This is a genomic window from Pseudomonas sp. DWP2-2 (assembly GCF_049897065.1).
GTDB classification, from domain to species: Bacteria; Pseudomonadota; Gammaproteobacteria; order Pseudomonadales; family Pseudomonadaceae; genus Aquipseudomonas; species Aquipseudomonas paracarnis.
This window is the reverse complement of sequence record NZ_JAFCVN010000002.1, coordinates 404,416-415,864: the sequence shown is the minus strand read 5'-3', so window position 1 is coordinate 415,864 and position 11,449 is coordinate 404,416. Positions and strand designations below refer to the sequence as shown.

Here is an 11,449-nt window from a genome sequence, read left to right as displayed (position 1 = left end):
CCAAAGGAGCAAGCTTATGCCGTACGAAATACCCTCAGCCGAAACCATCGGCGCCGCCACCTTCGCAGACTGCGGAGAAAACAAAAGCCACCTGAAACTGTTCCGCGTCAACGCCGGGGTTCCGCTTGTGGAAGCCCTCGAACACGCCTCCCACGTGCTCTACTACGCCAAAATGCTCTCCCTTGAAGCTGCCATGGACCGCAGGGCCGAGAGGTTTGCGTTCGCCTCGCATTACTTGGGCGAAATGGGCAAAGCCATCATCGACGACCTGCTGCTGGCGATGCAGCCCGGCACTCCACCTGTGCAATAAGTAATACGCGCCCGGTGCACGGCATCGGGCGCCGCAATCCCATCAGATTAATACGACGAAACTCACGGAATCGTCTGACTTTACCCTAAGTAAATCCCTCTCCAAAGTCTGGCTTGCCACTGACTCTCCCTTGCTCGTTTACCTCGATTGAAATGCGTCACGCGTTAGTTTTCTTGTCGAGACGAGGAGGAAAGTACGGCCAAAAAACTTAATGGATAAAGGGAAAAACAATGAGCGTAGGTTATTTCATTGGCCTGGGTGACAAGACCACCTGCGGCGGGGAAGTGCTGGACGGAGATAAAAGAGTCAACATCCATGGCCTTCTTCATGCCTGCGAAGGTGATCGAGTTACCTGTGGCAAGGATGGGCAAACATATAAGATCGTCGGTGGCATTTCTTACATGAACAGTCATGGCCGGCTTATGGCCGGTACGTTGGATAGTTACAGCGACTGTCCCTGTAAAGCCGAGCTGATTCCTTCAGTGTTTTCAGCTCAATATGGTAAAGATAGCGGCGCTACGAACTCCGCCAGACGAGCAGCCGAACCGGTCCGAGCCACTACCAGTTGGGCGGCGCCTTCTCAAAGCGCTTACAAACCGCCAAGCCATTCAGTCCCGTCTGCATTTAACGGCCTATCGGGCCAGGAACCAGGTTTTTATATCGTGCCCAAAAGCACTACGCGCGAGGCTTTGGAGGCCACGCTTTTTCCAGTTCTTGACCCGGCTGTAATGCGCAAGTTTCAAACGCTGAATCCCAATACAGGTCACTTCAAAGCCGGCTCAATGGTCGTGCTCAGCGATCCGAACAACACCTCCTGCACTTATCAGGAAGCGCAGTTGATGCAGGCCGCTCAACAAGTCGATGCCTCCCTGGATTCCCTTACGCCGGACGAGGCCGACTTTCTGTATCGACACGGTGCCGAAATCGCCAGCTTCATAGGCCATACCTCAACCTGGCTCGGCGTGAGTGCGGTGGTGATGGAAACGCACCTGAATAACTTGCGCAACACCCTCCAGGCCATCGAGCGTCTACACCAACAAACTTATCGTCAGCACGGCCACCTTAAGTCGTCGCAGTTCTTCACGGATCGCCAGCGTCTTATGAGCCAGCTGGATGCTCATCTGTTGAATTCCACTCGGCTGCGTGGCCACACCACCCTGGGCGATCACCCCAAGTTGAAAACAGCCCTCGGCATTTCCAGTCGTAGCTTGGTGCACCATTGGGACAAGGCCGGTGCGCCGGGGCAGATTCCGGGATATGCCGCTCACGTGGAAGCAACGAGTCGTGCTACCCAATACATGAAGGCGGGCGGTTACATCGGGATTGGGATTGGCGGAGTGTCTTCGCTGATGGCTATTGAGCAGGTATGTAACGGCGAATCTGGGCCAGCTTGTGAGAAGGTCAAGTTTACTGAAGGCGGAAAATTTGGGCTTTCTACTGCCCTCGGCGTTGCAGGTGGCGCGATGGCTAGTTCTGCCAGTGGTCCGATCTGCCTGGCGATTGGCGTAGCCACTGGAGGTATCGGAGGCGTTGTATGCATCGCAGCTATAGTAGGGACAGGCGCATGGATGGGGACGACTGTTGGTAATATGACTGGCGAAGCTATCGGAGAAAAAATTTACGAAATGACTCAACCATGACCGGTATCGACACTTGGCCTCCCTGGGCTGCAATCTTTGTTTTGGGGGCCCCAGGTCTGCTCGCAGTTGCCGGGATTGCTCATAGTTTGCACCTGAGCCACCGTCATCTGGACGCATTAAAGGAGGCTTTGAAAAACAGTCGGTATATCTACCTATGGGGAGATAGCCTAGGAAAACGGGGCTTGATTTGGTCACTCTTGGAAATATCAAAAATCGCGGGGATGGTCGTGTGGCCGAGGGCTTATGTTCTTACAGGTGATGTAAATCCTGCTGATATCGAAACATTTCCAGCTCGTCTGAAACGGCGTCTGATCGTCAATATGACGCTGATGTTCACGTCATTCACATGGGGGGTAGTTGCCGCCATGCTTGTGAAGTTCAGGTAGCTCAAACGGGCCTCAGCCGAGGTCCGACATCAGCAAAAAACCAGCGCCGTTGCGTCCGCCAGCGCATATCCCCTGTGGGAGCGGGCTTGCTCGCGAATGCGCAATACCAGCCAATACATGTGTTGACTGACCCACCGCATTCGCGAGCAAGCCCGCTCCCACAGGAGGTGATGGGGTGTGTCAGGGAGTCAGGCGGCAGCCTTGGCGGTTGCCTATCCATCGCGCTGTATGCGTACGCCCCAAACCACTCGCCGTTACTTCACTGCGCTCAGGCGTGTCGATAAACGCACTGATGGGCACGTACTGCTTCACATACCCCAGGCAATACTGCGCCGGGTTGTTGGCCACGTACCGGCACGAGCAGTACTCCTTGGCGGTGTACGCCGCGATGATGTCGGGGAAGGCTTGCAGGTTGACGCGCTCGTGCCAAACCCAGCCGAACAATGCGAAAAGCAACACCAGTAAAACGCTGATGAACGGATGACGACGGATCATGAGCGCACCGCCGCCAGCACGCGTTTGAGCAGTTCGTTATGCCGGTAACTGCCATCCCGATCATCGCCGTAACGCACGATCACCAGGTGTTCGTCGGGCAGCACAAACAGCGCCTGGCCCCAGTGCCCCAGCGCGGCGAAGGTAGTGGCCGGTGCGTCGGGCCAGGGTTGGGGGGCGCCGGTGTTGAGCCACCAATGGCCGCCCGGCACAGCTTCATCCTGGCCGACTTTGTAGCGGTCGAAGGGCCGGCGGTTGAAGGTGACCCAGTCCTTGGGCAGCAGTTGCCGCACGCCCCAGCGCCCATCCCGCGCCATCAGTAAACCTACTCGTGCCAGATCCCGGGCCGTGAGGTAGGCATAGGACGACGCGACAAACGTTTCATCGGCGTCGGTTTCCCAGGTTGCGTCGCGAATGCCCAGGGGCTGGAACAGCGCGTCCCACGGGTAGGTCATGTAGGCCTTGTGGCCGAGCATGCCCTTGAGCGCAGCGGACAGGATAGTGCTGTCGCCACTGGAATAACGGAAAGCCTGGCCAGGAACGGCGGCGGCCTCGGTATCCGCCGCGAATTGCGCCATGTCGGTGTGGCCACGGGTGTAGAGCATCGCCACCACCGAGGATTTCAACGGGGCGTACTCGTAGTCTTCCTGCCAGTCCAACCCGGAGGCCCAGTGCAGCAGGTCGGCCATGCTCACTTTGGGGTGCTGCTTCATCGGTGGGTAGAAACGTGCGACAGGGTCGCCGAGTTTGAAGCGGCCTTGCCCGTAGGCCACGCCCAGCACGGTAGCCATCAGGCTTTTGCTGACGGACCAGGTCAGGTGCGGTGTGCTGGCAGTGGTGGGCGCGGCGTAGCGTTCATAGATGATTTCGCCATCCCGAATGACCAGCAACGCATCGGTGCGAATACCGTTGCGGGTGGCATCGTCACGAGGTGGGAAAGCGTAGGCGTCCAGGGCATCGACAGCGGGACCGGTGAGGGTTGTGCCCACGGCCCACTCCTTTTCAGGCCAGATTTCAGCGCGAGCATTCACGGCGACAAACAGCAGGGCAACGCACAACAGGCCTCGGACCATGGACGCAAACTCAAGGGGGCATTCAAGCCCGCGAGCCTAGCTCACGCCAGTGACAGATTTGCGACAAGGGGGCTGTCATCCAACCGTCACCGTAACTTCATGGAGCTGACACCGAGGCTACATAGCCTGACTTTGGACAACAAAGTCGACTGGCCGCAACCTGGCCGGCACCCGGAGACTCGCTATGACTCAGATCGCCCGCATCAGCGACAAAGGCAATGAACGCCGTCTGCAAGCCGAACGCCTGGTAGGCGCACAGGCATTGCAGGAAGCCCAGGCCCTGCGGTTCAACGTGTTCAGCGGCGAGTTCAACGCCAAGCTGAAAGGCGCGGAATTGGGTCTGGACATGGATGACTATGATGTTCACTGCAGCCATATCGGCGTGCGGGATTTGAACAGCGGTCGACTCGTCGCGACTACCCGTCTGCTCGACCACCAGGCCGCCAGCACCCTGGGCCGGTTCTACAGTGAAGAAGAATTCAGCCTGCATGGCCTGCTGCACTTGCAGGGCCCGATCCTGGAGATTGGCCGCACCTGCGTCGACCCGGCCTATCGCAATGGCGGCACCATCGCGGTGTTGTGGGGCGAGTTGGCCGAAGTGCTCAACCAGGGCGGCTACAGCTACCTGATGGGCTGCGCGAGCATCCCGATGCACGATGGCGGCATCCAGGCCCACGCGATCATGCAGCGCTTGCGCGAGCGCTACCTGTGCAACGAACACCTGCGCGCCGAACCGAAAAAACCACTGCCGGCCCTGGACTTGCCGTCCAACGTCATCGCCGAAATGCCGCCGCTGCTCAAGGCCTACATGCGCCTGGGCGCGAAGATCTGCGGCGAGCCGTGCTGGGATGAAGACTTCCAGGTAGCAGACGTGTTTATCCTGCTCAAGCGCGACGAGTTGTGCCCGCGTTACGCGCGCCACTTCAAGGCGGCCATGTGATGAACCGCCTGCGCATTTACGGGCGCATCGCCCGCGTGCTGTTGGTGGTGGGGCTGGGGTTGAGCATGGCCAGTGTGTTTGGCCTGTTCGAGCGCCTGGGCGTGGCTAACTCGATGGTGCGGCGCCAGCGTTGGTCGCGCTTCTTTATGGCGCGACTGACCAACGCCCTGCCCTTTCGCGTGACGGTGCATGGCGAGTTGCCGCAAACGCCGATGCTGTGGGTGAGCAATCATGTGTCGTGGACGGATATTCCGTTGCTGGGCATGGTGGCGCCGATGTCGTTTTTGTCCAAGGCCGAGGTGCGCACCTGGCCGGTGGCCGGCTGGCTGGCGGCCAAGGCTGGCAGCCTGTTTATTCGTCGCGGATCAGGTGACAGCCAACTGATCCGCAAGCAAATGACCCGTCATCTGGAGCAACAGCACCCCTTGCTGATGTTCCCCGAAGGCACCACCACCGATGGGCGCGGCCTGCGCACGTTCCACGGGCGCTTGCTGGCCAGCGCGATCGATGCGGATGTATCACTGCAGCCGGTAGCGATTCGGTATCTGCGCGACGGCCAAGTCGACCCGCTGGCACCCTTTATTGGCGATGATGATTTGCTCTCGCACCTGATGCGCTTGTTTTCCAATGACCGCGGCGATGTGGAGATTCATGTGCTCAAGCCGATTGCCTGCGCCGGGCAGGAACGTGCGGCGTTGGCGTATCAGGCGCAGCAGGCGGTGCAGAAGGCATTGTTCGGCCCGGTGCCGGAAACCGAGCAAGTGGCCGCTCGGCCTGCATTCGCAGCCTGAAGCAATGTGAACTCAATCCAAATGTGGGAGCTGGCTTGCCTGCGATGGCGGTGGGTCAGCCATAACATCAACCGGTAGGCCGCTATCGCCGACAGGCCAGCTCCCACATTCAGATCTCAATAGTCAGTTGAGATTGCGCAAATTTCTGCAACTCTGGGTAGAACAGTCGAAAGTCCTCACTCAACGGCTCATACAAAACCCGCAACTCCTGCATCGCATACCCCAGTTCCTCAGGCTGTGTCAGCCGCCGCGAAATCCCGCGCAGCACCTGCTCCATCACCGCAAACTCGCGGTACGAGCCCAACCAATCATCCGCGGCCATATACGGCGCAATCTGCGCCAGCCGCCCCGGCAACGCGGGTTCGGCCGCCAACACCTGATACACATGCGACGTGAAACGCTCCAGGGGCTGGTCGGCATACAGCGCCCAATCACGCGCCAGGCAATGGTCAAAAAACACATCGAGCACGATGCCGGCATAGCGCCTGCGGGTCTGGCTGAAACGCGACAACGCCTCCCCCACCAAGGGGTGGCTGTCGGTGAACCGGTCGATGGAGCGATGCAACTGGATCGCCGCTTCGATTTGCGGGCTGAACTGGCCCTGCAGGCGGCCTTTGACGAAGTCGCCATAGAGACTGCCCAGCAATTGCGCAGGAAGTTGGCCGCCCAGGTGCAGATGTGCGAGATAATTCATGCTACGCAGTCTACCACTGCCACTCGCATATCGTTATAACCCGATATACCGATTTGGCCTGGCCTCAGATCAAAATCATATTGGTATATCGGAATATTACGATTTAAAGTTCGCCTCATCGCGATATAACGCTTTACGACACCGAGCACCCTGCCATGTCCATCGACCTCGACGAAATAATAAAAGCCCTGGCGCACCCAGTACGACGAGACATCCTCACCTGGCTCAAAGACCCGAAAGTGCAGTTCCCTGAGCAATTGCACAACCACGAATACGGCATCTGCGCCGGGCAGATCGACCAGCGCTGCGGCTTGTCCCAGTCGACGGTGTCGGCGCACCTGGCCACCTTGCAACGGGCGGGTCTGATCAGCAGCCAGAAGGCTGGACAGTGGCACTTTTTCAAGCGCAATGAGGAAGTGATCCAAGCCTTTCTCACTGCGCTCATTACCGAACTCAGCGCACCGTAATCATCAAGGACACGCCCATGCCACTCTCGCTACTCATACTGGCCCTGAGCGCCTTCGCCATCGGCACCACCGAGTTCGTCATCATGGGCCTGCTGCCCGATGTGGCGGCGGACCTGGGTGTGTCGATTCCCGGCGCCGGCTGGCTGGTCACCGGCTACGCCCTGGGCGTGGCCATCGGCGCACCGTTCATGGCACTGGCCACCGCCAGGCTGCCACGCAAGGCGGCGCTGGTAGCGTTGATGGGTATTTTCATTATCGGCAATCTGCTCTGTGCCCTGGCAAGCGACTACAACGTGCTGATGTTTGCCCGTGTGGTCACAGCGTTGTGCCACGGTGCCTTCTTCGGGATTGGCTCGGTGGTGGCGGCCAACCTGGTGCAGGCCAACAAACGTGCGTCGGCGGTGGCGCTGATGTTCACCGGGTTGACCCTGGCGAACGTGCTGGGCGTGCCCCTGGGTACGGCGCTGGGCCAGGAAGCCGGCTGGCGCTCGACCTTCTGGGCCGTGACCGTGATTGGCGTGATTGCCTTGATCGGCCTTATTCGCTTCCTGCCCGCCAAGCGTGACGAAGAAAAACTCGACATGCGCGCCGAACTGGCCGCCCTCAAGGGTGCTGGTATCTGGTTGTCGCTGAGCATGACCGCGCTGTTCGCCGCGTCCATGTTCACCCTCTTTACCTACGTCGCACCGCTGCTCGGCGATGTCACCGGCGTGTCGCCCAAGGGCGTGACCTGGACCCTGCTGCTGATCGGCCTGGGCCTCACCGTGGGCAACATCATCGGCGGCAAGCTGGCGGACAAACGCCTGGCGGCCACCCTGGTCGGCGTGTTCATCAGCATGGCGGTGGTGTCCACGGTGCTGAGCTGGACCAGCATTGCGGTGATACCGACTGAAATCACCCTGTTCCTGTGGGCCACTGCCTCGTTCGCCGCCGTGCCGGCGCTGCAAATCAACGTGGTGACCTTCGGCAAGGCCGCGCCGAACCTGGTATCCACCCTGAACATCGGTGCCTTCAACATTGGCAACGCCCTCGGCGCCTGGGTCGGCGGCAGCGTGATTGCCCACGGTTTCGGCCTGACCAGCGTGCCCCTGGCCGCTGCAGCACTGGCGATTTTCGCGCTGCTGGTGACCCTCATCACTTTCCGTCAGGGCGGCAATGCCGACCTGGCCCCTGCGACCAACTGATCAACTTGAAAGAGAAGGTGTTTTTTCCATGACGACTATTTTCGATCCGATCACCTTGGGCGACGTGCAGCTGTCGAACCGCATCATCATGGCGCCGCTGACCCGCTGCCGTGCTGATGCCGGGCGCGTGCCCAACGCGCTGATGGCCGAGTACTACGTGCAACGCGCCTCCGCGGGGCTGATCCTCAGCGAAGCCACTTCCGTGACGCCCATGGGCGTGGGCTACCCGGACACCCCCGGCATCTGGTCCAACGACCAAGTGCGCGGCTGGGCCAATATCACCAAGGCAGTGCATGGCGCGGGCGGCAAGATCTTCCTGCAGTTGTGGCACGTTGGTCGCATCTCCCACGAGTCCTATCTGAACGGGGAAACCCCGGTGGCTCCGAGCGCGGTCCAGGCTAAAGGCCACGTCAGCCTGGTTCGCCCATTGGCCGACTACCCAACCCCGCGCGCCCTGGAAACCGCTGAAATCGCCGACATCGTCGACGCTTACCGCACCGGCGCCGAGAACGCCAAGGCCGCCGGTTTCGACGGCGTGGAAATCCACGGCGCCAACGGCTACCTGCTTGACCAGTTCCTGCAGAGCAGCACCAACCAGCGCACCGACCAGTACGGTGGTTCCCTGGAAAACCGTGCGCGCCTGTTGCTGGAAGTCACCGACGCCGCCATCGAAGTCTGGGGTGCCGGCCGCGTGGGCGTGCACCTGGCACCGCGTGCTGACGCGCATGACATGGGCGACGACAACCTCGCCGAGACCTTCACCTACGTCGCCAGCGAACTGGGCAAGCGCGGCATCGCCTTCATCTGCTCCCGCGAAAAAGAAGGTGCGGATAGCCTCGGCCCACAGCTGAAAAAAGCCTTCGGCGGCGTATACATCGCCAACGAACGCTTCACCAAAGACAGCGCCAATGCCTGGCTGGCGGCGGGCAAGGCGGATGCAGTGGCCTTTGGTATTCCTTTCATCGCCAACCCGGACCTGCCGGCGCGACTGAAGGCCGATGCGCCGTTGAACGAGCCTCACCCTGAGACCTTCTATGGCAAAGGCCCGGTGGGTTACATCGACTACCCGACGCTGCCGATCTAACGTCATCCGCAAATACTGTAGGAGCGAGCTTGCTCGCGAAAAACTGACAGGCGCCGCGCTCATTCAGCAAGCACGCGTTATCGTTGACGTTTTCGCGAGCAAGCTCGCTCCTACAGTGTCAGGAGCAAGTCCCCTCCCACATTTGTGCCTGTCTGTAGCCCCCCCTGGAAACATCGCTTCACAGAACGGCAACAATATCGCTACAAAATACTTAGCCGGCTACCTATCAACCGCCCGCCAGGCCGTATATAAAGTCACCCCACAAATCAGCCAGAAGGACGATTGACCGTCCTTAGGCTTTACTGTTGACACAACGGGTTGCAATTACGCATTTTGTTTCAATTGCGCAGGCTGGGGCTCAGGCGCAGCATGTCCAGCCCTATATCAGCCCAGCGCTCGGCGTCCTGGTGCAGTTCAAAGCTATCGGGGACCAGCAGCCACTGGCCGATCAAACCGTGGATGAAGGCATGTATGCAGACAGCCCCACGGGTGGTGTCGAGATTTTCAGGCAGTTGCCCGCGATGAACCGCGTTACGCAACGTCAGGCTGATACGCAGGTTGCATTCCAGGCTGTGGGTCTGGCGTTGGCGGCGCATGTCACACATTTCATCGGTGAACTCGCACTTATGAAACAGAATCTCGTTGATGCGCCGGGTTTTCGGGTCCAGGGCCACTTCATGGTAGAGATGAATCAGCAGCTTGCGCATACAGCCCAGCGGGTCGACTTCATCCTCGCTTTCACTCGCCCGGGCCAATTCGTCCAAGGGTTCGTGCAGCGTATCGAGCAAGGCCTGGAGCAAATCGGACTTATTGCTGAAATGCCAATAGATTGCCCCACGCGTCACGCCCGCCAACGCGGCGATGTCCGCCAGGGTGGTACGCGCTACGCCACGCTCATAAAAGGCTTGCTCGGCGGCTTGGAGAATCTGGCTGCGCGTTTCCTGAGCTTCCTCTTTGGTGCGACGAACCATGGCAGTAAAACCTCAATCGGGACACTGTGGACGGTACTTGACCGTCATCTGAATAATTGTGGGACGACGCCGTCATGGGCGCCGAACGTACTAGAATCGAGGCTTGCGGCGGTGCTTTGTCAACATTGCGCGAAGCCTGTCAAGAGTTTACAAACAACCATGAACGTAAGTATATTGCGTAGCAAGCTACTTATCCACTCACGGCTTGTTTTTTACCCTTCCACACTTCTTGTGCGCACTCTGCGCGCCTGACCCGAGGATCTTCATGCAACTTAAGCCAGCTGTTACCGCTCTGGTCACTGCCGTCGCCCTGGCATCGCTGCTCAGCGGATGTAAAAAGGAAGAAGCGGCACCGCCCGCTCAAACCCCTCAGGTCGGCGTGGTCACCATTCAACCGCAAGCCTATACCCTGACCACCGAGCTGCCAGGCCGCACCACGGCCTTTCGCATTGCGGAAGTCCGGCCGCAGGTCAACGGCATCATTCTCAAGCGCCTGTTCAAGGAAGGCGCCGACGTGAAGGAAGGGCAACAGCTCTACCAGATCGACCCGTCGGTGTATGAAGCCACGCTCAAAAGCGCACAAGCGAGCCTGACCCAGACCAAATCCATCACCGATCGCTACAAGCAATTGGTCGATGAACAAGCCGTCAGCCGTCAGGAATACGACACCGCCGTTGCCAACCGCATGACTGCCGAGGCAAACGTTCAAACCGCCCAGATCAACGTGCGCTATACCAAGGTGTACGCGCCGATCTCCGGGCGTATTGGCCGTTCTTCGGTCACCGAAGGCGCACTGGTCAGCAATGGCCAGGCCGACGCCATGGCGGTGATCCAGCAACTGGACCCGATCTACGTCGACGTCACGCAATCTTCGGCTGAAATGCTCAAGCTGCGTCGCGACCTGGCCAGCGGCCAACTGGAAAAAGCCGGCGAAAACGCTGCCAAGGTCAAGCTGACCCTGGAAGACGGCACGGCCTACGCCCAGGACGGCAAGCTGGAGTTCTCCGAAGTGTCGGTCGACCAGACCACCGGTTCCGTGACCCTGCGCGCCGTGTTCCCCAACCCTGACCACGTGCTGCTGCCGGGCATGTTCGTACACGCCCAGTTGCTGGCCGGTGTGAACAGCAAGGCCATCCTGGCTCCGCAACAAGGCGTGACCCGTGACCTGCGCGGCATTCCGACCGCGCTGATCGTGAACAAGGACAACAAGGTCGAGCAACGCGAACTGGTTGCCAACCGTACCGCCGGTGCCTACTGGCTGGTGGAAAAAGGCCTCAATGCCGGTGATCGCGTCATCACCGAAGGCTTGCAGTACGTCAAGCCAGGCGCCGAGGTGAAGGTCACGGAAGCCTCCAACGCTAAACCCGCCGGTACTGCCGCAGCGCCTGCTGCCGCTGCTGGTCAAGGGGAGTAATCC

The 11,449-nt window shown here is 59.7% G+C and carries 13 protein-coding genes; 9 read left to right on the top strand and 4 right to left on the bottom strand.

The annotated features are described in order from the left end of the window. The first annotated feature begins 16 nt into the window (after positions 1–16). The 3 genes from ACP7CZ_RS05875 (at position 17) to ACP7CZ_RS05865 (ending at position 2,336) form a co-directional block, all read left to right on the top strand. The gene (locus ACP7CZ_RS05875) at positions 17–310 is read left to right on the top strand and encodes a DUF3077 domain-containing protein (RefSeq protein ID WP_054899015.1); all 294 of its coding nucleotides are present in this window, start codon (positions 17–19) and stop codon (positions 308–310) included. A gap of 230 nt (positions 311–540) precedes the next feature. Then, positions 541–1,950 (top strand): PAAR domain-containing protein, encoded by a 1,410-nt coding sequence (locus ACP7CZ_RS05870; protein ID WP_054899014.1) that lies wholly within the window; start codon positions 541–543, stop codon positions 1,948–1,950. Beyond that, the gene (locus ACP7CZ_RS05865; protein WP_034125982.1) at positions 1,947–2,336 is read left to right on the top strand and encodes a hypothetical protein; all 390 of its coding nucleotides are present in this window, start codon (positions 1,947–1,949) and stop codon (positions 2,334–2,336) included. The genes ACP7CZ_RS05870 and ACP7CZ_RS05865 overlap by 4 nt, the downstream gene beginning before the upstream one ends. 180 nt (positions 2,337–2,516) lie before the next feature. Here the strand turns inward: ACP7CZ_RS05865 and ACP7CZ_RS05860 are convergent, their stop codons facing one another. Continuing rightward, positions 2,517–2,831, bottom strand: coding sequence for a hypothetical protein (locus ACP7CZ_RS05860; RefSeq protein WP_054899013.1), 315 nt, complete (start codon positions 2,829–2,831; stop codon positions 2,517–2,519). Further along, a complete protein-coding gene (locus tag ACP7CZ_RS05855) occupies positions 2,828–3,901 on the bottom strand; it encodes a serine hydrolase domain-containing protein (RefSeq protein WP_054921977.1) in 1,074 nt (357 codons plus the stop codon). Before ACP7CZ_RS05855 ends, ACP7CZ_RS05860 begins: the two co-directional genes overlap by 4 nt. 184 nt (positions 3,902–4,085) lie before the next feature. Between ACP7CZ_RS05855 and olsB the strand changes: the two genes are divergently transcribed. Both olsB and ACP7CZ_RS05845 read left to right on the top strand, forming a co-directional pair. Continuing rightward, positions 4,086–4,841, top strand: a complete 756-nt coding sequence (olsB, locus tag ACP7CZ_RS05850) for an L-ornithine N(alpha)-acyltransferase (protein WP_003189352.1) — start codon at positions 4,086–4,088, stop codon at positions 4,839–4,841. Further along, on the top strand, positions 4,841–5,632 hold the full coding sequence (locus ACP7CZ_RS05845) for a lysophospholipid acyltransferase family protein (protein ID WP_032893104.1): 792 nt from the start codon (positions 4,841–4,843) through the stop codon (positions 5,630–5,632). Before olsB ends, ACP7CZ_RS05845 begins: the two co-directional genes overlap by 1 nt. A gap of 109 nt (positions 5,633–5,741) precedes the next feature. On the opposite strand, the gene ACP7CZ_RS05840 is transcribed toward ACP7CZ_RS05845, so the two are convergent. Continuing rightward, positions 5,742–6,326 (bottom strand): ACP phosphodiesterase, encoded by a 585-nt coding sequence (locus tag ACP7CZ_RS05840; protein WP_181124964.1) that lies wholly within the window; start codon positions 6,324–6,326, stop codon positions 5,742–5,744. 155 nt (positions 6,327–6,481) lie between these two features. Here ACP7CZ_RS05840 and ACP7CZ_RS05835 point away from each other — a divergent pair, with 155 nt between their 5' ends. Genes ACP7CZ_RS05835 through ACP7CZ_RS05825 form a run of 3 tightly spaced genes read left to right on the top strand, consistent with a single transcriptional unit; the run spans position 6,482 to position 9,061 of the window. After that, positions 6,482–6,793 carry an ArsR/SmtB family transcription factor gene (locus ACP7CZ_RS05835; protein WP_003189349.1) on the top strand — a complete coding sequence of 104 codons (312 nt, stop codon included), beginning with the start codon at positions 6,482–6,484 and terminating at the stop codon, positions 6,791–6,793. A 17-nt stretch (positions 6,794–6,810) separates the two neighbouring features. After that, positions 6,811–7,977, top strand: a complete 1,167-nt coding sequence (locus tag ACP7CZ_RS05830; RefSeq protein WP_294172297.1) for an MFS transporter — start codon at positions 6,811–6,813, stop codon at positions 7,975–7,977. 28 nt (positions 7,978–8,005) lie between these two features. Then, positions 8,006–9,061 (top strand): alkene reductase, encoded by a 1,056-nt coding sequence (locus tag ACP7CZ_RS05825; RefSeq protein WP_054921969.1) that lies wholly within the window; start codon positions 8,006–8,008, stop codon positions 9,059–9,061. A gap of 338 nt (positions 9,062–9,399) precedes the next feature. Here ACP7CZ_RS05825 and ACP7CZ_RS05820 read toward each other — a convergent pair whose 3' ends face one another. Further along, positions 9,400–10,032 (bottom strand): TetR family transcriptional regulator, encoded by a 633-nt coding sequence (locus ACP7CZ_RS05820; RefSeq protein ID WP_034125975.1) that lies wholly within the window; start codon positions 10,030–10,032, stop codon positions 9,400–9,402. Positions 10,033–10,297: 265 nt separating this feature from the next. Between ACP7CZ_RS05820 and ACP7CZ_RS05815 the strand changes: the two genes are divergently transcribed. Then, entirely contained in the window at positions 10,298–11,446 is a 1,149-nt protein-coding gene (locus tag ACP7CZ_RS05815; RefSeq protein WP_054898422.1) for an efflux RND transporter periplasmic adaptor subunit, read from the top strand. Positions 11,447–11,449 lie beyond the last annotated feature (3 nt).

What these genes read in the sequence shown, in the direction of transcription:
- ACP7CZ_RS05875 (WP_054899015.1), top strand. Translation starts at nt 17, where the DNA reads ATGCCGTACGAAATACCCTCAGCCGAAACCATCGGCGCCGCCACCTTC.
- ACP7CZ_RS05870 (WP_054899014.1), top strand. Translation starts at nt 541, where the DNA reads ATGAGCGTAGGTTATTTCATTGGCCTGGGTGACAAGACCACCTGCGGC.
- ACP7CZ_RS05865 (WP_034125982.1), top strand. Translation starts at nt 1,947, where the DNA reads ATGACCGGTATCGACACTTGGCCTCCCTGGGCTGCAATCTTTGTTTTG.
- ACP7CZ_RS05860 (WP_054899013.1), bottom strand. Translation starts at nt 2,831, where the DNA reads ATGATCCGTCGTCATCCGTTCATCAGCGTTTTACTGGTGTTGCTTTTC.
- ACP7CZ_RS05855 (WP_054921977.1), bottom strand. Translation starts at nt 3,901, where the DNA reads ATGGTCCGAGGCCTGTTGTGCGTTGCCCTGCTGTTTGTCGCCGTGAAT.
- olsB (WP_003189352.1), top strand. Translation starts at nt 4,086, where the DNA reads ATGACTCAGATCGCCCGCATCAGCGACAAAGGCAATGAACGCCGTCTG.
- ACP7CZ_RS05845 (WP_032893104.1), top strand. Translation starts at nt 4,841, where the DNA reads ATGAACCGCCTGCGCATTTACGGGCGCATCGCCCGCGTGCTGTTGGTG.
- ACP7CZ_RS05840 (WP_181124964.1), bottom strand. Translation starts at nt 6,326, where the DNA reads ATGAATTATCTCGCACATCTGCACCTGGGCGGCCAACTTCCTGCGCAA.
- ACP7CZ_RS05835 (WP_003189349.1), top strand. Translation starts at nt 6,482, where the DNA reads ATGTCCATCGACCTCGACGAAATAATAAAAGCCCTGGCGCACCCAGTA.
- ACP7CZ_RS05830 (WP_294172297.1), top strand. Translation starts at nt 6,811, where the DNA reads ATGCCACTCTCGCTACTCATACTGGCCCTGAGCGCCTTCGCCATCGGC.
- ACP7CZ_RS05825 (WP_054921969.1), top strand. Translation starts at nt 8,006, where the DNA reads ATGACGACTATTTTCGATCCGATCACCTTGGGCGACGTGCAGCTGTCG.
- ACP7CZ_RS05820 (WP_034125975.1), bottom strand. Translation starts at nt 10,032, where the DNA reads ATGGTTCGTCGCACCAAAGAGGAAGCTCAGGAAACGCGCAGCCAGATT.
- ACP7CZ_RS05815 (WP_054898422.1), top strand. Translation starts at nt 10,298, where the DNA reads ATGCAACTTAAGCCAGCTGTTACCGCTCTGGTCACTGCCGTCGCCCTG.